This window comes from Pseudomonas sp. Marseille-Q1929 (assembly GCF_017316265.1).
Taxonomy (GTDB): Bacteria; Pseudomonadota; Gammaproteobacteria; order Pseudomonadales; family Pseudomonadaceae; genus Aquipseudomonas.
Genome location: NZ_JAFLWU010000001.1, coordinates 658,048 through 677,320 on the forward strand (window position 1 = coordinate 658,048; position 19,273 = coordinate 677,320).

Sequence of the window (19,273 nt, forward strand, 5' to 3'; positions counted from 1 at the left end):
TGTAAAAAGCCCGCCACCGAGTGATCGATGGCGGGCTTTTTTTGTAGCGACGATCCTTAGATCGCGCCGCGCTGACGCAACAGCTCCAGCACTTGCTTGACGCTCTCTTCCAGCGACAACGCCTGGGTGTCGATCACCAGGTCGGCATTCAACGGCACGTCGTACGGGAAGGACTCACCCGGGATGTTATCCCCACCGGCAGCATACAAGCCTTGCGGATCACGCTCGGCACACACCAGCGGCGACGCTTGCACGTAGACCGTCAGCAAACGATCACCGCCGATCAGCGCCTTGGCCTGTTCACGGCCTTCGGCATCCGGTGCGACAAACGCTGCCAGGGTCAGCAGGCCCGCTTCGTTGAACTGACGCGCCACATGCGCGGCACGACGCCAGTTCTCGGTGCGGCCGGCACGGTCTTGCGGCAAGCCCTTGTTCAGGTCGTGGCGCAGGTTCTGCCCATCCAGGACGAATACCGCACGGCCCATGTCGAACAGCTTGCGCTCAACCGCATAGGCCAGGGTGCTCTTGCCAGCGCCCGACAGGCCGCTGAACAGCACGGTGGCCGGTTGCTGGCCGAAGCGCTGGGCACGTTCTTCGGTGGCCACGTGGGCCAACTTGCCGTGCTGCGCCGAACTGCCGTGGGTCACAGGCGGTGCGATGATCATGCCCGCGGCCACAGTGCCGTTGGTCAAACGGTCGATAACAATAAACGCACCGGTGGTGCGGTTGCTGTCGTAACCGTCCAGGGCGATGGCGGCGTCGAGGCTGACCTTGACCCGGCCGATCTCGTTCAATTGCAGCGAACTCGCCGGGCCTTCGGCCAGGGTGTTCACGTCCACACGGTGCACGATGCTGGTGATGGAACCCGGCACGTAGCTGGTGGCGCGCTTGATGTCGTATTTCTTGCCCGGCAGCATCGGCTCTTCAGCCATCCACACCAGCATGGCGTCGAAGGCGTCGGTGACTTGCGGCACGTTGTCGGCATGCACCAACAGGTCGCCACGGGAGATATCGATCTCGTCTTCCATGGTCAGGGTCACGGCCTGGCCTGGACCGGCGTGTTCCAGCTCACCTTCGAAGGTGACGATGGATTTGACGCGGCTGCTCTTGCCCGACGGCAGCACCACGACTTCGTCGCCCTTGTGCACGATGCCGCTGGCCAGGGTGCCGGCGAAACCACGGAAGTTCAGGTTCGGACGGTTGACGTACTGCACCGGGAACCGCAGGTCGGTGTAGTTGCGGTCGTTGGCGATCTCGACGGTTTCGAGGATCTCCATCAGCGACTGGCCGGTGTACCAAGGCGAACGCTCGCTCTTGTTCACCACGTTGTCGCCCTTGAGCGCCGACATCGGCACAAAGGCCATGGTGCTCGGCTTGAACGCGATGCCTTCGGCGAACTTCAGGTAATCGGCCTTGATCGACTCGAATACGCTTTGGTCAAAGCCGTTGATGTCCATCTTGTTGACGGCAATCACGATGTGCTTGATGCCCAGCAACGAGGCGATATAGCTGTGGCGACGGGTCTGGGTCTGCACGCCGTAGCGGGCGTCGATCAGGATGATCGCCAGGTCACAGGTGGACGCACCGGTGGCCATGTTGCGGGTGTACTGCTCATGGCCAGGGGTGTCGGCGATGATGAATTTGCGCTTGGCGGTAGAGAAGTAGCGGTACGCGACATCGATGGTGATGCCCTGCTCACGCTCGGCCTGCAGGCCGTCGACCAGCAACGCCAGGTCGATGTCGTCACCGGTGGTGCCGACTTTCTTCGAATCGCGGGTGATGGCTTCCAGGTGATCTTCGTAGATCATCTTGGAGTCGTGCAGCAGGCGCCCGATCAGGGTGCTCTTGCCGTCGTCGACGTTGCCGCAGGTCAGGAAGCGCAACATCTCTTTGCGCTCGTGCTGGCCCAGGTAGGCGAGGATGTCCTCGCTGATCAAATCAGATTGATGCGACATGACAGCCCCTTAGAAATAGCCTTGACGTTTTTTATCTTCCATCGAGCCTGCACCATCGTGGTCGATGACACGGCCCTGGCGCTCGGAAGTTCGCGTCAGGAGCATTTCCTGAATGATGTCCGTCAGCGTCTCGGCTTCGGACTCCACCGCGCCCGTCAACGGGTAGCAGCCAAGGGTACGGAAACGTACTTTCTTTTTGACGATTCGGGCTTTGTCTTCGTCGGACAAGTGCTCGAGGATGCGGTCGTCGTCGATCATGATCAACGTGCCGTTCTTCTCGATCACTTCACGCTCGGCGGCGAAGTACAGCGGCACGATCGGGATGCCTTCGAGGTAGATGTACTGCCAGATGTCCAGCTCGGTCCAGTTGGACAGCGGGAACACACGGATCGACTCACCCTTGTTGACGTTGCCGTTGTAGACGTTCCACAGCTCCGGGCGCTGGTTCTTCGGGTCCCAGCGGTGCTTGCTGTCGCGGAACGAGTACACGCGCTCTTTGGCGCGGGATTTCTCTTCATCGCGACGGGCACCGCCAAATGCTGCGTCGAAACCATGCTTGTCCAGGGCTTGCTTGAGGCCCTCGGTCTTCATGATGTCGGTGTGCTTGGCGCTGCCGTGGGTGAACGGATTAATGCCCTGCGCCACGCCGTCCGGGTTCACGTGAGTGATCAAGTCCAGGCCCAGTTCCTCGACCATCTTGTCGCGAAACTTGTACATCTCCTGGAATTTCCAGCGCGTGTCGACGTGCATCACCGGGAACGGCAGCTTGCCCGGGAAAAAGGCCTTGCGTGCCAGGTGCAGCATCACGGCGGAGTCTTTACCGATCGAGTAGAGCATCACCGGGTTATCGAACTCGGCGGCGACCTCGCGGATGATGTGGATGCTTTCCGCCTCCAGCTGTTTCAGATGCGTCAGTTTGTCGACCATGGTTACTCACGGAAAAACGATCTTATGGACGGCCAGCGGGCCGTGTTCGAGCGGGGCATGCTAGCACAGCACCTTCTTCTAATCAGGGAGCTGGCTAGATCGAAACGGTATATGAATATGCCCCTGAGTTTGGCACATCACCCACTGTGAACGCTGGACAGTGTGGGAGCTGGCTTGCCTGCGATAGCATCGCCTAGGTTTATCAGACAGACCGAGGTGTCTGCATCGCAGGCAAGCCAGCTCCCACATAAAGCGACCACATTTATTCGGCGGTGTTTGTCAGATCGGGTTCGGGCAATCGATGAACAGATGCTCCAACGCAAACCGCCGCGCCAGGTAATCCCCCAACGCCTGCACACCATAACGCTCGGTGGCGTGATGGCCGGCGGCAATAAAGCTGATGTCGTTTTCCCGCGCACTGTGAAAGGTCTGCTCGGACGCTTCGCCGCTGAGGAACAGATCGACGCCAGCTGCAATCCCATGGTCGATGTAACCCTGGCCACCGCCAGTGCACCAGCCCACGCGCCGGATCATCTCACTGCCTTCGATCAGCAGCGGCTCGCGGCCCATGACTTCCTGTACGCGGCGGGCAAAATCCCGTGGTGACAGCGGCTCGGCAAGGGAACCGACCAGGCCGACGACCTTGGCGTCATTGGGGTCCAGCGGGCCTTCGACGGTGATGTCCAGTTGGCGTGCGAGCTGCACGTTGTTGCCCACATCGGGGTGCAGGTCCAGCGGCAGGTGGTAGGCCAACAGGCTGATGTCGTGCTTGAGCAGGGTTTTCAGGCGGCGCTGCTTCATGCCGGTGATACAGGGGTTTTCGCCTTTCCAGAAATAACCGTGATGCACCAGCACCAGGTCAGCCCCGGCTTCAACGGCCGCGTCCAGCAGGGCCTGGCTGGCGGTCACGCCGCTGACGATGCGCATCACCTGCGGGCGCCCTTCCACTTGCAGGCCATTGGGGCAGTAATCGGCGATTTTGGAGCTGTTCAGGTAGCGGTCAGCTTCATCGACTAATGTGCTCAGGGCAACGGCCATAAAAGACTCCTAAATATCCCGTTCGAAGGCACTCACAGCCTCGTATAATGCGCGACATTATGGGCGCTCTCCCGCCCCCTGCAACCTGTCAGGACTTACTTGATGCTCAAGGCACTGCGTTTTTTTGGATGGCCATTGTTGGCTGGCGTGCTGATCGCGATGCTGATCATTCAGCGTTATCCCCAGTGGGTGGGCTTGCCCAGCCTGGACGTAAACATGCAGCAGGCACCGCAAACCAACGCGGTGGTGCAAGGCCCGGTGACCTACGCGGACGCGGTGGTCATCGCTGCGCCGGCCGTGGTCAACCTGTACACCACCAAGGTCATCAACAAACCGGCGCACCCGTTGTTTGAAGACCCGCAGTTCCGTCGCTACTTCGGTGACAACGGGCCCAAGCAGCGGCGCATGGAGTCGAGCCTGGGTTCGGGGGTGATCATGAGCCCGGAAGGCTACATCCTCACCAACAACCACGTGACCACCGGCGCCGACCAGATCGTGGTGGCCCTGCGTGACGGCCGCGAAACCCTGGCCCGCGTGGTCGGCAGCGACCCGGAAACCGACCTCGCGGTGCTCAAGATCGACCTGAAAAGCCTGCCCTCCATCACCCTCGGCCGCTCCGACGGCCTGCGCGTGGGTGACGTCGCGCTGGCCATCGGCAACCCGTTCGGCGTCGGCCAGACGGTGACCATGGGCATCATCAGCGCCACCGGGCGCAACCAACTCGGCCTGAACAGCTACGAAGACTTCATCCAGACCGACGCCGCGATCAACCCCGGCAACTCCGGCGGTGCGCTGGTGGATGCGAATGGCAACCTGACCGGCATCAACACGGCGATTTTCTCCAAGTCCGGCGGCTCCCAGGGCATCGGTTTTGCGATCCCGGTAAAGCTGGCGACGGAAGTGATGAAGTCGATCATCGAGCACGGCCAGGTGATTCGCGGCTGGCTGGGCATTGAAGTGCAGCCGCTGACCAAGGACCTCGCCGAATCGTTTGGCCTGACCGGGCGCCCGGGCATCGTGGTCGCCGGGATCTTCCGTGACGGCCCGGCGCAGAAAGCCGGCCTGCAACTGGGCGACGTGATCCTCAGCATCGACGGCGAACCAGCCGGCGATGGCCGCAAATCGATGAACCAGGTGGCGCGGATCAAGCCGACCGACAAGGTGACGATCCTGGTGATGCGCAATGGCAAAGAGATCAAGTTGTCAGCGGAAATCGGCCTGCGCCCACCGCCGGCGCCAGTGAAAGAAGAGGAATAAATACCCTCGCCCAGGTGCCTGTTCGCAGGCACCTGTAAGCTTATATTTCATAGCGATTCATTCTCAATAGTCATGTTATATTGTTTCAATATCGCTATTGGAACGCTCTATCATGCCGTCTCGAAGAATCGCCCCCTTGGCTGGCCTGGCCTTGGGCTTGCTGCTCGACCCCGCCTTTGCCGAAGACAACACCCTGGAACTCGACACCATCAGCGTCACCAGCGACGCCTACGAGTCCGCCACCAGCCCGGTCAAAGGCTACCGCGCCACCCGCTCGGCCAGCGCAACCAAAACTGACACGGCGCTACGCGACATCCCACAATCCATCAGCGTGATTCCCGCCACGGTGCTCAAGGACCTGGGCAGCACCAGCGTCGAGCGCGCCCTGGAATTTGCCGGCGGCGTGTCCAAGCAAAACAACTTCGGCGGCCTGACGCTCTACGAATACAGCGTGCGCGGCTTCACCACGTCCGAGTTCTATCAGGACGGCTTCAGCGCCAACCGTGGTTACCCGAGCACCCCGGACGCAGCCAATATCGAACGCATCGAAGTGCTCAAGGGCCCAGCCGCCAGCTTGTACGGGCGTGGCGATCCTGGCGGCACGGTGAATATCGTCACCAAGAAGCCCCAACCCGAGGCCTTCACCACCCTGCAAACCAGCGCCGGCAGTTGGGACCGCTACCGCACCGCCCTCGACGTCAACACCCCGCTGGACAGCGAAGGCCACGTGCTGTCGCGGGTCAACCTGGCAGTGGAAGACAACCACAGCTTCCGCGATCACGTGCAGAGCAAACGGGTATTCGTCGCGCCGTCGTTCAGTTGGCAGCTGGACCCGGACACCACCCTGCTCGTCGAAAGCGAATTCGTGCGCCACAGCTCCACCTTCGACCGTGGCATCGTCGCCGCCCCTGGCGTATCGCGTTCCACCTTCCTCGGCGAACCCAACGATGGCGACATCGACAACCACAACAACCGCCTCCAGGCCGCCCTCGAACATCACCTCAACGATGCCTGGAGCCTGCGCCTGGCCAGCCACTACAAACAAGGCAGCCTGTGGGGCGACGCCTCGGAAAACCGTGCGCTGAACGCCGACGGCCACACCCTCAACCGCCGCTACCGCGAACGCTCCATGGGTTGGCACGACAGCATCACCCAACTGGAACTGCGCGGCCTGTTCGACATTGGCAGTTGGCAGCACGAATTGCTGGTGGGCACGGAATACGAGGACTACCGCAAGAAGGAACGCGTGACCGCGATTGCCGGCAGCCCCTACGCCATCGACCTCTACAACCCGGTCTACGGCCAGGCCAAACCCAATGGCGCGCGCGGCGGCACCGACTTCTTCGAACAGACCAAAAGCCACGCGCTGAACCTGCAAGACCAGATCGTTTTCACCGACCGCCTGCGCGGTATGGTTGGGGCGCGCTTCGAGCACTTCGAACAACGCATCGACAACTACATCGGCAACACCCCGCCGACCCAGCAAACCCACGACGCCCTGACCCAACGCGCCGGCCTGCTGTACCAGCTCACGCCGCAAGTCGGCGTATTCGCCAACGCCTCCACCTCGTTCAAACCCAACAGCGGCCTGGACGCCAACAACAAAGGCTTCAAGCCGGAAGAAGGCGTGGGTTATGAAGTGGGGATCAAGAGCGAGCTGTTCGACGATCGCCTCAGCACCACGCTGGCCGCGTTCCATATCGAAAAGGAAAACGTGCTCACGCTGGACCCGGCCACCAACCTCAACCGCGCCATGGGCAAAGCCCGCAGCCAGGGTTTTGACCTGCAACTGACCGGGCAATTGACGGATGCCGTAAGGGTGATCGGGGCCTTTGCCTACATCGACGCCGAGGTGACCAAAGGCGATAAGGCCATTCCCGCCGGCAGCCGGATTCTTGGCGTGGCCAAGCGCAGCGGCAGTCTGTTGGGGGTGTATGAATTCCAGGATGGCGCGTTGCGCGGGTCAGACGTGGGCGCGGCGTTTACCTATGTAGGGGATCGTTCCGGTGAGGCGGGTACGAGCTTTGAGCTGCCGGCGTATCACACCGTGGATTTGTTGGCGCATTACAAGGCCACGGAGAATGTCACCGTGGGTTTGAACCTGAATAATCTGTTTGATGAGAAATACTACGAGCGGTCCTACAGCAACTACTGGGTCAACCCCGGCGAACCGCGCAACCTCACAGTCAGCCTGACCCTCAACCTGTAAACACGGAAAAAAATGTGGGAGCTGGCTTGCCTGCGATAGCGGTGTATCAGCCAACAAATCTATCGACTGACACGCCCCCATCGCGGGCAAGCCCGCTCCCACATTTTGATCTTCACTGGCTTCAGCTATAGCGACACTGGTGCTTTTTCACACAAGGCATTCAACGCCTTCGCCCATTGAGGATCATCATTCAGGCACGGCACCAGCACCAACTCCTCGCCCCCCGCCTCGCGGAACTGCTCCAGCCCGCGATCACCAATCTCCTCCAGCGTCTCGATGCAGTCGGCGACAAACGCCGGGCACATCACCAGCAGCTTTTTCACGCCTTGCTGGGCCAGGGTTTCCAGGCGGGCTTCGGTGTAGGGTTCGATCCACTTCGCCCGGCCCAGGCGCGATTGGAAGGCCACCGACCATTTATCTTCCGGCAAGCCCATGCGCGCGGCAAAATCCCGCGCCACACTGAAACATTGCCCGCGATAACAAGTGGCGCGAACTTGCGCCGAGGCATTCGCGCAGCAATCGGTGGCACCGTCGAAGGTGTGCCCAGGGTTGAGTTTTTGCAGGTGGCGCTCCGGCAAGCCGTGGAAGCTGAACAGCAGGTGATCGTAATCCTGCTGCAAATGCGGCTTGGCGCTGGCCACCAGGGCGTCGAGGTATTCCGGTTGGTCGTAGAAGGGTTGCAGGATCGCCAGCGGCAAATCGAGCTTTTTCTCACGCAGCACACGGCGGGCTTCTTCCACCACCGTGGTCACGGTGCTGTCGGCAAACTGCGGGTACAGCGGCGCCAGGGTGACCTTGCGAATGCCCTGACTGGCGAGACGGGTCAGCACGCTTTCAATCGACGGCTCGCCGTAGCGCATCGCCAATTCCACCGGGCCGTGACTCCACTGCGTGGTCATCTGTTGTTGCAGACGGCGGCTGAGCACCACCAGCGGCGAGCCCTCCTCCCACCAGATGGACGCGTAGGCGTGGGCCGACTGCTCGGGGCGCTTGATCAGGATCAGCGACACCAGCAAGCGCCGCACCGGCCACGGCAGGTCGATGACATAAGGGTCCATCAAGAACTGATTGAGGTAGCTGCGCACATCGGCCACCGAAGTGGACGCCGGTGAACCCAGGTTGACCAGTAATAACGCGTGATCCGTCATGCAACATCCTATGGCTAGAGGCGGCTGGACAAGTCGTCCAGGGCCGCGCGCAACTCTGTGAACTGAAAAGTGTAACCGGCCGCCAGCAGCCGTTCGGGGACGGCCTTCTGCCCGCCCAACAGCAACCCGGACAACTCGCCCAACCCGACCTTCAACGCAAACGCCGGCATGGGCATGAACGCCGGGCGGTGCAACACCTGGCCCAAGGTCTTGGCAAACTCGCGGTTGCGCACCGGGTGTGGCGCGCACGCATTATAAGGACCGCTGGCCTGTGCGTTGTGCAGAAGAAAATCAATCAGGCCGATTTGATCCTTGATATGCACCCACGGCATCCACTGCCGACCATTGCCGATCGGCCCGCCCAGCGCCAGTTTGAACGGCAGCAACAGGCGCGACAAAAAGCCGCCCTCGGCTGCCAGCACCAGGCCGGTGCGCACCAGCACCACTCGCATGCCCAGGGCTTCGGCGCGCTGGGCGGTTTCTTCCCAGGCCACGCACAACTGGCTGGGGAAGTCGTCCTGCACCGGGCCGCTGGCTTCGGTCAATTCGCGCTCCCCACCGTCGCCGTACCAGCCCACGGCGGAACCGGAGATCAGCACCGCCGGTTTTTGCGCCAGGCTGTCCAGCCACGCCAGCAGGGTTTCAGTCAGGCCGATGCGGCTGCTCCACAACAACGCCTTGCGCTTGTGGGTCCACGGGCGGTCGGCAATGGGCGCGCCGGCGAGATTAATGACCGCGTCCACCGGGCCGATAACCTGTTGTAGGCGGCCGACTCCCGACACCTGGGCGCCGCAGACCTTGGCGACCTGTTCCGGGTGGCGGCTCCACACGGTCAGGCGATGCCCCTGGGAGAGCCAGTGTTGGCAGAGTTGGCGGCCGATCAAGCCGGTACCGCCGGTCAGCAAAATATGCATGGGACGCTCCTCATGTAACGTTCGCTGCCGATCACTGGTCTATTTTATAGGCAGGGATCATTTGTGATCGGGCGTAACGTTGGCTTAAGCCTCAGCTTTAACCATAGGTCACACCGCATAGAACAGGTACGCCAAAACTTATACCAAAAAACAATATTGTACAGCTATTGGTGTCGGCGTAGTCTGTACCCAACGGTAAAACGAGGCCTCCCATGACTGTTCCCATCGCGATCATCGGCACCGGCATCGCCGGTCTCTCCGCCGCCCGAGCGTTACGAGACGCGGGGCACGTTGTACAACTCTTCGATAAAAGCCGCGGCAGTGGTGGCCGCATGTCCAGCAAGCGCAGTGATGCCGGCGCCCTGGACATGGGCGCGCAATACTTCACCGCCCGCGACCGGCGCTTCGTCAACGAAGTGCAGCGCTGGCAAAGCAACGGCTGGGCCGCGCAGTGGAAACCCCAGCTGTACAACTTCAAATCCGGCCAACTCACCCCCTCCCCCGATGAACAGATCCGCTGGGTCGGCACACCGCGCATGAGTGCGATCACCCGCGCGCTGCTCGACGACTTGCCGGTGACGTTCGGTTGCCGCATCACCGAAGTCTTCCAGGGCACCCAACACTGGAACCTGCTCGATGCCGACGGCGGCAACCACGGCCCCTTCAGCCATGTGGTCATCGCCACGCCCGCGCCCCAGGCCACCGCCCTGCTGGCGGCCGCGCCCAAGCTGGCCAGCGCCGCCGCCGGGGTGAAGATGGACCCGACCTGGGCCATCGCCCTGGCGTTCGACACGCCCTTGGACACGCCGATGGAAGGCTGCTTCGTGCAGGACAGCCCCCTCGACTGGCTGGCCCGCAACCGCAGCAAGCCGGGGCGCGACGCCACCCTCGACACCTGGGTGTTGCACGCCACCAGCGCCTGGAGCAAGGCCCACCTGGACCTGCCCAAGGAGGCGGTGATCGAGCACCTGCACGGCGCCTTCGCCGAACTGCTGCACAGCGCCATGCCCGCGCCGTCCTTTAGCCTGGCGCACCGCTGGCTCTACGCGCGTCCGTCCGCCAGCCATGAGTTCGGCGTGCTCGCCGACGCCGACCTGGGCCTGTACGTGTGCGGTGACTGGTGCCTGTCCGGGCGCGTAGAAGGTGCCTGGCTCAGCGGCCAGGAAGCGGCGCGACGCTTGATCGAACACCTGCAATGAACCGTATCAATCCCGCCAAATTGCTGCTGTCCAAATGGACAGCGGCCCACCCGCGCAACAAAGAAAAACACTTCCTGGTGACCGAGCTGTTTCGCGACGACGAAGGCACCGTGCTGCAAATCGAACTGCAAGCCGTGATGACCCGCCGCGTCGAACGCCTGGCGTGGCAAACCCTGCAAAATGTCGACGACTGGAAGATCGGCTGGAAATAACCTGTACAAAAAGTTTGACTTGTACAACGCCGGACCTATGATGAGATTTAGTTGTACAAGATAAATATCTTGTACAGGAATCGTGTCGGGGTTCGCGCATGTCCAGCACCAAACCGAAGATTGCCATCAGCGCCTGCCTGCTCGGCGAAAACGTGCGCTTCAACGGCGGGCACAAACAATCCCTGCTGTGCAGTCAAACCCTCGCCGACTATTTCGACTTTGTACCGCTGTGCCCCGAAGTCGCCATTGGCCTGGGCATTCCCCGCGAGCCGATCCGCCTGGTGGGCGACCCCGCCCACCCGCAAGCTGTCGGCACCGTGCACCACGAATTGAACGTGACCGAGCCCCTGCACGACTACGGCCAACAGATGGCCGCGCAACACACCGACCTGTGTGGCTACATCTTCATGCAAAAGTCGCCGTCCTGCGGCCTGGAACGGGTCAAGGTCTACCGCGAAAACGGCACTCCGGTGGACGGTGGTGGACGTGGCATCTACGCCCAGGCCTTTTGCGCGCAACACCCCAACCTGCCGGTGGAAGAAGACGGTCGGCTGAATGACCCGGTGCTGCGGGAAAACTTCCTGACTCGCGTGTTTGTCTACGCCAGCTGGCAGCAACTGCTCGCCGACGGCCTGAGCCGCCACCGCTTGCTGGCCTTTCACTCGCGCTACAAATACTTGTTGATGGCCCACAGCCCGGCGCACTACAAGCGCCTCGGCCACCTGCTGGGCAGCATGGGCAAAGGCGACAACCTGGATGAACTGGCCGCCTGCTATTTCAGCGACCTGATGACCGGCCTGACCCAATGTGCCACCCGTGGCACCCACACCAACGTGCTGCAACACATCAGCGGCCACCTCAAACAGGCCATCAGCGCTGACGACAAGCAGGAAATGCAAACCGTCATCGGCCAATACCGCCACGGCATCGTGCCGCTGGTGGTGCCCCTGACCTTGCTCAAGCATCACTTTCGCCAACACCCGGACCGCTACATCGCGCAGCAGGCCTACCTGCAACCGCACCCGGAAAACCTCAGCCTGCGTAATGCGATCTAGACCATGAAAGCTGCCCCACCCGAAGACCTCGACCAAGCCTTTGAAGACGGCTGGCTGCCGATCCGCGAAGTGGCGCGCCAGACCGGCGTCAACGCCGTGACCCTGCGCGCCTGGGAACGCCGTTACGGCCTGATCGTGCCCCAGCGCACGCCCAAGGGGCACCGGCTGTTCAGCGCCGAACACGTGCAACGCATCCACACCATCCTCACCTGGCTCAACCGTGGTGTGCCGGTCAGCCAGGTGAAAACCCTGATCGACTCCGCCCAGACCAGCCCCGATGCCGTCGAAAACGAGTGGCATGCCCTGCGCCAAAACCTGCTGCACGCCATCAGCGAGCTGGCCGAGCGGCGCGTCGATGACGTCTTCAACCAGGCCATGGCGCTGTACCCGCCGCGCACCCTGTGCGAGCAATTGCTGTTGCCGTTGCTCAGCGACCTGGAGCAGCGTTGGCAAGGCCAGTTCGGCGCGCAGATGGAGCGGGTGTTTTTCCTCTCGTGGCTGCGCAGCAAATTCGGCGCGCGCATCTATCACAACAACCGCCAGCTCCAGGGCGCGCCGCTGCTGCTGGTCAACCAGTCCGACCTGCCGCTGGAGCCGCACCTGTGGCTCAGCGCCTGGCTGGCCAGCAGCGCCGACTGCCCGGTGGAAGTCTTCGACTGGCCGCTGCCGGCCGGCGAACTGGCGCTGGCGGTAGAACACCTGCAACCGCGCGCCGTGCTGCTGTATTCGAGCAAGGCCCTGCACCTGCCGACACTCGCCAAGCTGCTGGCCGGCGTGCCGTGCCCGACGCTGATTGCCGGACCAACGGTATGCATCCACCAGACCGAGTTGGCCGTATTAACCGGTGACATCCCCCAATTGTGCGTGGCCGAAGACCCGTTGTCGGCCCACCAGCTTCTGATCCAGCGTGGAATCGTCTAAATGCATTTGATCTGGCTGCGCACCGACCTGCGCCTACACGACAACACCGCCCTGGCCGCCGCGAGCCAGCGGGGCCCGATCGCGGCCGTTTACCTGATCACGCCCGAACAGTGGCTGGCCCATGACGATGCGCCGTGCAAAGTGGACTTCTGGCTGCGCAACCTGCGCGAACTGAGCACAACCCTTGGCCAACTGAACATTCCCCTGCTGATCCGCCACGCCGCGACCTGGGACCAGGCGCCTGCCGTCTTGAGCGAGCTGTGCCGCGAACTGTCAGTTGAGTCCGTACACGTCAACGAGGAGTACGGCATTCACGAAAGCCGTCGCGATGCCGCCGTGGCCACCGCGCTGGAAGCCGACGGCGTGACGTTCCACAGCTACCTCGACCAGCTGTTTTTCCAACCCGGCAGCGTGCTGACCAAGACCGGCACCTACTTCCAGGTGTTCAGCCAGTTCCGCAAGGTCTGCTACAGCCGCCTGCACAGCGCCCTGCCGCACCTGGTCCCGACGGCCAAGGCCCAAGCGAAGCTCAACATTGAAGGCGATCCGATTCCGCAGACCGTCGCAGGTTTCGAGCCACCCAGCGATACCCTGCGCGCCCTCTGGCCCGCCGGCGAAGACGAAGCGCGCCGCCGCCTCGACGCCTTCGCCGACCAGCAGATCAGCTACTACAAAGACGAGCGGGATTTCCCGGCCAAGCCCGGCACCAGCCAGCTCTCGGCGTACCTCGCCGCCGGCGTGGTATCGCCGCGCCAGTGCCTGCACGCCGCGCTGCAAACCAACCGGGGCGAGTTCGAAAGCGGCGACATCGGCGCCATCACCTGGATCAACGAGTTGCTCTGGCGCGAGTTCTACAAACACATCCTCGTAGGTTACCCACGGGTCTCCCGTCACCGTGCATTCCGCCCCGAGACCGAAGCCGTGGCCTGGCGTGATGCGCCCAAGGACCTCGCCGCCTGGCAGCAAGCGCGCACCGGCTTGCCGATCATCGACGCGGCCATGCGCCAACTGCTGGAAACCGGCTGGATGCACAACCGCCTGCGCATGGTGGTGGCGATGTTCCTGACCAAGAATCTGCTGATCGACTGGCGTGAAGGTGAGCGTTTTTTCATGCGCCACCTGATCGACGGCGACCTGGCCGCCAACAACGGCGGCTGGCAGTGGAGCTCGTCCACCGGCACCGACTCGGCGCCGTACTTTCGGATTTTCAGCCCACTGAGCCAGTCGGAAAAATTCGACGGCGAAGGCGTGTTCATCAAGCGCTGGCTGCCCGAGCTGGCCGCGCTGAATAAAAAGGAAGTGCACAACCCCGAAGCCGTGGGTGGCCTGTTCGGCGTGGCGGATTACCCGCGCGCCATCGTCGACCTGAAAAGATCCCGCGAACGCGCCCTGGCCGCCTTCCGCAGCCTGCCCTCGCGCGAAGCCGCCGGAGGCATCCATGAGTGACTTCCTGCGCCGGTTCGCCCAAGCGTTTGCCACCTTGGACAAACATAACCTGCACCTGCTGGATAACCTCTACAGTAAGGACATCGCCTTCGCCGACCCACTGCATCAAGTCCACGGCCTACCGGCGATGCACCGCTACTTTGCCGAGCTGTACAGCAATGTCAGCCAGTTGCGCTTCGACTTTCACGGCTTCGACCAGGTCGCCGAAGGCGAAGGCTACCTGCGCTGGAAGATGAGCTTCTGCCACCCACGCCTGGCCAACGGCCAACTGATCCGCGTGGAAGGCTGCTCGCACCTGATGTGGCGCGACAAGGTCTACCACCATCGCGACTACTTCGACGCCGGCGCCCTGCTCTACGAACACCTGCCGGTACTCGGCCGCGTCATCCGTTGGCTGAAAAGGAGAGTGGCATGAACCTTACCCCGCCCCGCCGATATTGGCTGACCGGCGCCAGCAGTGGCATCGGCGCCGCGCTTGCCGTGGAGTTGCTCAACAGCGGCGCCCACGTGGCGCTCAGCTCACGCAGCAAAGGCCCGCTGGAAGCCCTCGCCCAACGCTATCCGGGGCAAGTACTGGTGGTGGCCGGCGACCTGACCAACAGCCAGACCGTGCGCGAGATCGGCGAGCACATCGGCGTGGTCTGGGGCTCACTGGACACGGTGATCCTCAACGCTGGCACCTGTGAATACGTGGACGCCCGGCAGTTCGATTCGTCGATCATCGAACACGTGGTGCGCACCAACCTGCTGGCCAGCAGTTACTGCATCGAGGCGGCGCTGCCCCTGCTGCGTGCCGGGCAAACCCCGCACCTGGTCGGCGTGGCCAGCGCGGTGACGTACCTGCCCATGCCCCGCGCCGAAGCCTATGGCGCGTCCAAGGCCGGCTTGCGTTATCTGTTCGAAGCGCTGCGCATCAGCCTGTCGCCGGAAAACATCGACGTCACGGTGATCAGCCCCGGTTTTGTCGAAACGCCGCTGACCGACCGCAACGATTTCCCCATGCCCCTGAGTTGGTCGGCCGACAAAGCCGCGCGGCATATCTTCGCCAAGCTGGACAAACGTCCGCTGGAAATCGCCTTCCCCGCGCTGTTTATCGCCACCCTGTGGCCGCTGTCGAAACTGCCCAACCGCGCGCAGTTGTTCATCGGCAAGCGCATGTTGCGCAGCCCGCCACCGCAGAAGGACCGCCTGTGAAAATCGCCATTATCGGCAGCGGCATCGCCGGGCTGACCAGCGCCTACCTGCTCAGCCGTCGCCACGACATCACCCTGTTTGAAGCGGGCGATCGCATCGGCGGGCATACCCACACGGTCAACGTCAGCGTCGAAGGCAAAAGCTATGCAGTGGACACCGGTTTTATCGTGTTCAACGACTGGACCTATCCGAATTTCATCCGCCTGTTGGGGCAAGTTGGCGTGGGCTTCAAGCCGACCGAGATGAGTTTTTCGGTGCACGATGAGCAGCAGCGCTTCGAGTACAACGGCAACAACCTCAACAGCCTGTTCGCGCAGCGGCGCAATATCCTGTCGCCGGGGTTCTGGGGCATGTTGCGCGATATCCTGCGCTTCAACCGCCAGGCGCCGCTGGACCTGCAGGAACAGCGCATCAGCGCCGAGATGACCCTGGGCGATTACCTCAAGGCTGGCGGCTATGGCGAGCGGTTTATCCGTCACTACATCGTGCCGATGGGGGCGGCGATCTGGTCGATGTCCCTGGCGGACATGCTCGGTTTTCCCTTGCAGTTCTTTGTACGTTTCTTCAAGAACCACGGTTTGCTGTCGGTGAGCAACCGCCCGCAGTGGTGTGTGATCGAGGGCGGTTCCAGCCGCTACATCGAACCACTGACCCATAGCTTTCGCGAACAGATCCGTCTCAATTGCCCTGTGGATAAAGTCGCGCGCAGCGAGGCTGGCGTGGTTATCCACAGCACGGCCGGTGTCGAGCATTTCGACCGCGTGGTGTTCGCCTGTCACAGCGACCAGGCCCTGGCGTTGCTGGCCGACCCGAGCCAGGCCGAGCAAGAGATCCTCGGTGCCCTGCCCTACGCCGACAACGACGTGGTGTTGCACACCGACACCCGCCTGCTACCGGATCGCAAACTGGCCTGGGCCAGCTGGAATTATCGGCTCAGTGGCAATGCGCAGAGCCAGGCCGCCGTGACCTATGACATGAACATCCTGCAAGGCATCGACAGCGCCACCACGTTTTGCGTCAGCCTCAACCAGACGGCGGTGATCAACCCGCTGAAAGTCCTCGCCCGCTACACCTACGCCCACCCGCAATACAGCCTGGCGGCGGTGGCGGCGCAAGCGCGCTGGCAAGAAGTGTCCGGCGTGCGCCATACCTTTTATTGCGGCGCCTACTGGGCCAACGGCTTCCATGAAGACGGCGTGGTCAGCGCCCTGCGCGTGGCCGAAGCCTTCGGGGAACGCCTGTGAACAGCGCCCTGTACAGCGGCTGGATTGCCCATCGCCGGTTTGCGCCCAAGGCTCACGCCTTTCGCTACCGCATCGGCCTGCTGTACCTGGATTTGAGCGAAGAACAGCACGTGCTGGGGCTCTCGCCCCTGGCCGGGCGCAGCCGTTTTGCGCCCTTTGGTTTCCGCCAGCAGGATTACCTGCGTGCATTCACGCGCAGCGGCATGAGCTTGAGCGATGCCGTGCGCCAGGAAGTCGGCAAGGCCCTGGGACGAACGCCCCAGGGCGTTATCTGCCTACTGACCCAGGCCCGCAGTTGGGGCCTGGCGTTTAACCCAGTGAGTTTCTTCTACTGCTTCGAGGCTGACGGACAACTGGCTGCGATCCTGTGTGAAGTGACCAACACCCCGTGGCGCGAGCGCTACCACTATGTGCTGCCGGCCCAGGCCCTCGGCGCGGACGAGCACCAGCACTTCGCCGTGGCCAAGGCCTTCCATGTCTCGCCGTTCCTGCCCCGCGACCTGGAATACCGCATGAGCTTCAGCCCGCCCGCCGCCAGGCTCGGCGTGCACATGGCCGATTGGCAGGGTGCGCAAAAAGTCTTCGATGCCACCCTGAGCCTGGAAAAGGAAGCCCTCGACCGCGCCAGCCTGCATCGCTACCTGTGGCGTTTTCCGTGGATGACCGCCAAGACCTGCCTCGCGATTTACTGGCAGGCCCTGCGCCTGTTGCTCAAACGCACGCCGATTTTCCCCCACCGAGCCGCCGATGGCGCCTCCCGTATCGCAGTCGGGTATACCAAGGATCGCCGCCATGAAAACCCCTAGCTTATCGGTCAAGTCCCATCGCCTGAACGTCAACGGCATGACCAGCGCCCTGCTGCGCAAGGCCGTGCTGCGCCAACTCAGCCAACTGCGCCACGGCCAATTGGTGGTGATCGAAGACGGCGAACGCCAGGTCTTTGGCGCACGGGAAGCGCACTTGTTGGGGGAAATCCACATCCTTGATTCGGCGGTGTGGGGCCTGGTGGCGGCCAGCGGTTCCATCGGCGCCGGCGAGGCGTTTATCCACGGTTACTGGAGCAGCCCGGACCTCACCGCCGTGGTGCGCGTGATGGTCAGCAACCTCGACGTGCTCGACGCGATGGAAGGCGGACTCGCGCGCCTGGCCCGCCCGTTTACCCAGGGTCTGCACTGGCTTAACCGCAACACGCGCAAGGGTTCGCAGAAAAACATCGCGGCCCACTACGACCTCGGCAACGACCTGTTCGAGGAATTCCTCGACCCGACCATGATGTACTCGGCGGCGCAATTCCTCACGGCCGACGACACCCTGGAACAGGCACAACTGAACAAATTGGAGCGCATCTGCCAGAAACTCGCGCTCAAACCCGGCGACCATCTGCTGGAAATCGGCACCGGCTGGGGCAGCATGGCGCTGTACGCGGCGCAGCATTACGGCTGCAAGGTCACCACCACGACCTTGTCCAAGGAGCAGTTTGCCTACACCGAACAACGCATCGCCGCACTGGGGCTGGGTGATCAGGTGACGCTGCTGTTGCAGGATTACCGCGACCTCACCGGCCAGTACGACAAGCTGGTGTCCATCGAGATGATCGAAGCGGTGGGCCACCGCTTCCTGCCCACCTACTTCAAACAGTGTGCGCAGTTACTCAAGAGCGATGGCTTGATGTTGCTGCAAGCCATCACCATCCGCGACCAGCGCTACGAACAGGCGAAGACCAACGTCGATTTTATCCAGCGCTATATCTTCCCGGGCGGCGCCTTACCCTGTGTGCAAAAAATGCTCGAGATCGTCAGCCGCGATACCGACATGAACTTGCTGCACATGGAGGATTTCGGTCTGCACTACGCGCGAACCCTACGCTTGTGGCATGAGAATTTTCGCCGTGCCCATGGCCGCCTCGCCGAGCTGGGCTACGATGAGTACTTCCTGCGCTTGTGGGAATTCTACCTGTGCTACTGCGAAGGGGGCTTTATGGAGCGTACGATCGGTACCGCACAATTGCTGCTGGCCAAACCCGCCGCAATCAACCCGCCGCTGCTCGGGCGTTTCGATGCTTAAACCGCTGGCCAATGCCGTCCTGTTCCAATGCGGCTGGTTTGCCTGCGTGCTGGGCGGCAACAGCCGCTGGTTGCTGGTGGCGGTGGCGGCACTCGCTGTGCATCTGCTGTGGATCAGTTCATGGTCGCGCGAGGGCCAGGCGATACTCGCCGTGACCCTGCTGGGCACGGTGATCGACACCTCGTTGCGCATCTTTGGCGTGTTTCATTTCAGCATGCCCGGGCCGTTGATTCCGCTCTGGCTGGTGATGCTCTGGGCGCTGCTGGCAACCACCTTGCGCCATTGCCTGGCCTGGAGCGCACGCCCCTGGTGGCGGGCCAGCCTGCTAGGCGCGGTGGGTGGGCCGCTGTCGTATTACGCGGGCAGCCAACTGGCCGGGGTGAGTTTCGGCTACGGCACCACGCCGACGGTGATCGGCCTGGGGTTGTTGTGGGCCCTGTTGTTCCCGGTCCTGCACTGGGTGGCCCGACAACTGGAGCACTGACGCCCG

The 19,273-nt window shown here is 62.5% G+C and carries 18 protein-coding genes; 13 read left to right on the forward strand and 5 right to left on the reverse strand.

Translation table 11 applies throughout. The annotated features are described in order from the left end of the window. Nucleotides 1-56 precede the first annotated feature (56 nt). The 3 genes from cysN to J1G37_RS03045 form a co-directional block, all read right to left on the reverse strand. Nucleotides 57-1,955, reverse strand: a complete 1,899-nt coding sequence (gene cysN / locus J1G37_RS03035; RefSeq protein ID WP_207040126.1) for a sulfate adenylyltransferase subunit CysN — start codon at nucleotides 1,953-1,955, stop codon at nucleotides 57-59. Between the two features lie 9 nt (nucleotides 1,956-1,964). Further along, nucleotides 1,965-2,882, reverse strand: coding sequence for a sulfate adenylyltransferase subunit CysD (gene cysD, locus J1G37_RS03040; protein ID WP_005784641.1), 918 nt, complete (start codon nucleotides 2,880-2,882; stop codon nucleotides 1,965-1,967). Nucleotides 2,883-3,161: 279 nt separating this feature from the next. After that, on the reverse strand, nucleotides 3,162-3,920 hold the full coding sequence (locus J1G37_RS03045; RefSeq protein WP_124529844.1) for a Nif3-like dinuclear metal center hexameric protein: 759 nt from the start codon (nucleotides 3,918-3,920) through the stop codon (nucleotides 3,162-3,164). A 102-nt stretch (nucleotides 3,921-4,022) separates the two neighbouring features. On the opposite strand from J1G37_RS03045, the gene algW reads away from it, so the two are divergent. Continuing rightward, nucleotides 4,023-5,177, forward strand: coding sequence for a Do family serine endopeptidase AlgW (gene algW / locus J1G37_RS03050; protein ID WP_017735177.1), 1,155 nt, complete (start codon nucleotides 4,023-4,025; stop codon nucleotides 5,175-5,177). Nucleotides 5,178-5,289: 112 nt separating this feature from the next. Continuing rightward, complete coding sequence (locus J1G37_RS03055; protein ID WP_207040127.1) at nucleotides 5,290-7,386, forward strand: TonB-dependent siderophore receptor; 2,097 nt, start codon at nucleotides 5,290-5,292, stop codon at nucleotides 7,384-7,386. Nucleotides 7,387-7,511: 125 nt separating this feature from the next. Here the strand turns inward: J1G37_RS03055 and hemH are convergent, their stop codons facing one another. Then, nucleotides 7,512-8,534, reverse strand: coding sequence for a ferrochelatase (hemH, locus tag J1G37_RS03060; protein WP_207040128.1), 1,023 nt, complete (start codon nucleotides 8,532-8,534; stop codon nucleotides 7,512-7,514). Between the two features lie 14 nt (nucleotides 8,535-8,548). Then, the gene (locus tag J1G37_RS03065; protein WP_207040129.1) at nucleotides 8,549-9,448 is read right to left on the reverse strand and encodes a TIGR01777 family oxidoreductase; all 900 of its coding nucleotides are present in this window, start codon (nucleotides 9,446-9,448) and stop codon (nucleotides 8,549-8,551) included. 212 nt (nucleotides 9,449-9,660) lie between these two features. On the opposite strand from J1G37_RS03065, the gene J1G37_RS03070 reads away from it, so the two are divergent. The 11 genes from J1G37_RS03070 (at nucleotide 9,661) to J1G37_RS03120 (ending at nucleotide 19,267) form a co-directional block, all read left to right on the forward strand. Next, on the forward strand, nucleotides 9,661-10,647 hold the full coding sequence (locus J1G37_RS03070) for an FAD-dependent oxidoreductase (RefSeq protein ID WP_207040130.1): 987 nt from the start codon (nucleotides 9,661-9,663) through the stop codon (nucleotides 10,645-10,647). Next, a complete protein-coding gene (locus J1G37_RS03075) occupies nucleotides 10,644-10,859 on the forward strand; it encodes a TIGR02450 family Trp-rich protein (RefSeq protein ID WP_207040131.1) in 216 nt (71 codons plus the stop codon). Before J1G37_RS03070 ends, J1G37_RS03075 begins: the two co-directional genes overlap by 4 nt. A gap of 98 nt (nucleotides 10,860-10,957) precedes the next feature. Then, entirely contained in the window at nucleotides 10,958-11,914 is a 957-nt protein-coding gene (locus J1G37_RS03080) for a DUF523 and DUF1722 domain-containing protein (RefSeq protein WP_207040132.1), read from the forward strand. Nucleotides 11,915-11,917: 3 nt separating this feature from the next. After that, nucleotides 11,918-12,835: a MerR family transcriptional regulator gene (locus J1G37_RS03085; protein ID WP_207040133.1), complete on the forward strand. Its 918-nt coding sequence runs from the start codon at nucleotides 11,918-11,920 to the stop codon at nucleotides 12,833-12,835. Beyond that, nucleotides 12,836-14,281, forward strand: a complete 1,446-nt coding sequence (phrB, locus tag J1G37_RS03090; RefSeq protein WP_207040134.1) for a deoxyribodipyrimidine photo-lyase — start codon at nucleotides 12,836-12,838, stop codon at nucleotides 14,279-14,281. Then, nucleotides 14,274-14,696: a nuclear transport factor 2 family protein gene (locus J1G37_RS03095; RefSeq protein ID WP_207040135.1), complete on the forward strand. Its 423-nt coding sequence runs from the start codon at nucleotides 14,274-14,276 to the stop codon at nucleotides 14,694-14,696. Before phrB ends, J1G37_RS03095 begins: the two co-directional genes overlap by 8 nt. Then, nucleotides 14,693-15,475, forward strand: coding sequence for an SDR family NAD(P)-dependent oxidoreductase (locus tag J1G37_RS03100; RefSeq protein WP_207040136.1), 783 nt, complete (start codon nucleotides 14,693-14,695; stop codon nucleotides 15,473-15,475). The genes J1G37_RS03095 and J1G37_RS03100 overlap by 4 nt, the downstream gene beginning before the upstream one ends. After that, complete coding sequence (locus J1G37_RS03105) at nucleotides 15,472-16,719, forward strand: FAD-dependent oxidoreductase (protein ID WP_207040137.1); 1,248 nt, start codon at nucleotides 15,472-15,474, stop codon at nucleotides 16,717-16,719. The genes J1G37_RS03100 and J1G37_RS03105 overlap by 4 nt, the downstream gene beginning before the upstream one ends. Next, complete coding sequence (locus J1G37_RS03110) at nucleotides 16,716-17,525, forward strand: DUF1365 domain-containing protein (RefSeq protein WP_207040138.1); 810 nt, start codon at nucleotides 16,716-16,718, stop codon at nucleotides 17,523-17,525. The genes J1G37_RS03105 and J1G37_RS03110 overlap by 4 nt, the downstream gene beginning before the upstream one ends. Beyond that, on the forward strand, nucleotides 17,512-18,783 hold the full coding sequence (locus tag J1G37_RS03115) for a cyclopropane-fatty-acyl-phospholipid synthase family protein (RefSeq protein ID WP_207040139.1): 1,272 nt from the start codon (nucleotides 17,512-17,514) through the stop codon (nucleotides 18,781-18,783). The genes J1G37_RS03110 and J1G37_RS03115 overlap by 14 nt, the downstream gene beginning before the upstream one ends. Further along, nucleotides 18,776-19,267 carry a DUF2878 domain-containing protein gene (locus tag J1G37_RS03120; RefSeq protein ID WP_207040140.1) on the forward strand — a complete coding sequence of 164 codons (492 nt, stop codon included), beginning with the start codon at nucleotides 18,776-18,778 and terminating at the stop codon, nucleotides 19,265-19,267. The genes J1G37_RS03115 and J1G37_RS03120 overlap by 8 nt, the downstream gene beginning before the upstream one ends. Nucleotides 19,268-19,273: the final 6 nt, after the last annotated feature.

Coding starts and splice junctions, on each gene's coding strand:
- cysN (WP_207040126.1), bottom strand. CDS start 1,955: ATGTCGCATCAATCTGATTTGATCAGCGAGGACATCCTCGCCTACCTG.
- cysD (WP_005784641.1), bottom strand. CDS start 2,882: ATGGTCGACAAACTGACGCATCTGAAACAGCTGGAGGCGGAAAGCATC.
- J1G37_RS03045 (WP_124529844.1), bottom strand. CDS start 3,920: ATGGCCGTTGCCCTGAGCACATTAGTCGATGAAGCTGACCGCTACCTG.
- algW (WP_017735177.1), top strand. CDS start 4,023: ATGCTCAAGGCACTGCGTTTTTTTGGATGGCCATTGTTGGCTGGCGTG.
- J1G37_RS03055 (WP_207040127.1), top strand. CDS start 5,290: ATGCCGTCTCGAAGAATCGCCCCCTTGGCTGGCCTGGCCTTGGGCTTG.
- hemH (WP_207040128.1), bottom strand. CDS start 8,534: ATGACGGATCACGCGTTATTACTGGTCAACCTGGGTTCACCGGCGTCC.
- J1G37_RS03065 (WP_207040129.1), bottom strand. CDS start 9,448: ATGCATATTTTGCTGACCGGCGGTACCGGCTTGATCGGCCGCCAACTC.
- J1G37_RS03070 (WP_207040130.1), top strand. CDS start 9,661: ATGACTGTTCCCATCGCGATCATCGGCACCGGCATCGCCGGTCTCTCC.
- J1G37_RS03075 (WP_207040131.1), top strand. CDS start 10,644: ATGAACCGTATCAATCCCGCCAAATTGCTGCTGTCCAAATGGACAGCG.
- J1G37_RS03080 (WP_207040132.1), top strand. CDS start 10,958: ATGTCCAGCACCAAACCGAAGATTGCCATCAGCGCCTGCCTGCTCGGC.
- J1G37_RS03085 (WP_207040133.1), top strand. CDS start 11,918: ATGAAAGCTGCCCCACCCGAAGACCTCGACCAAGCCTTTGAAGACGGC.
- phrB (WP_207040134.1), top strand. CDS start 12,836: ATGCATTTGATCTGGCTGCGCACCGACCTGCGCCTACACGACAACACC.
- J1G37_RS03095 (WP_207040135.1), top strand. CDS start 14,274: ATGAGTGACTTCCTGCGCCGGTTCGCCCAAGCGTTTGCCACCTTGGAC.
- J1G37_RS03100 (WP_207040136.1), top strand. CDS start 14,693: ATGAACCTTACCCCGCCCCGCCGATATTGGCTGACCGGCGCCAGCAGT.
- J1G37_RS03115 (WP_207040139.1), top strand. CDS start 17,512: ATGAAAACCCCTAGCTTATCGGTCAAGTCCCATCGCCTGAACGTCAAC.
- J1G37_RS03120 (WP_207040140.1), top strand. CDS start 18,776: ATGCTTAAACCGCTGGCCAATGCCGTCCTGTTCCAATGCGGCTGGTTT.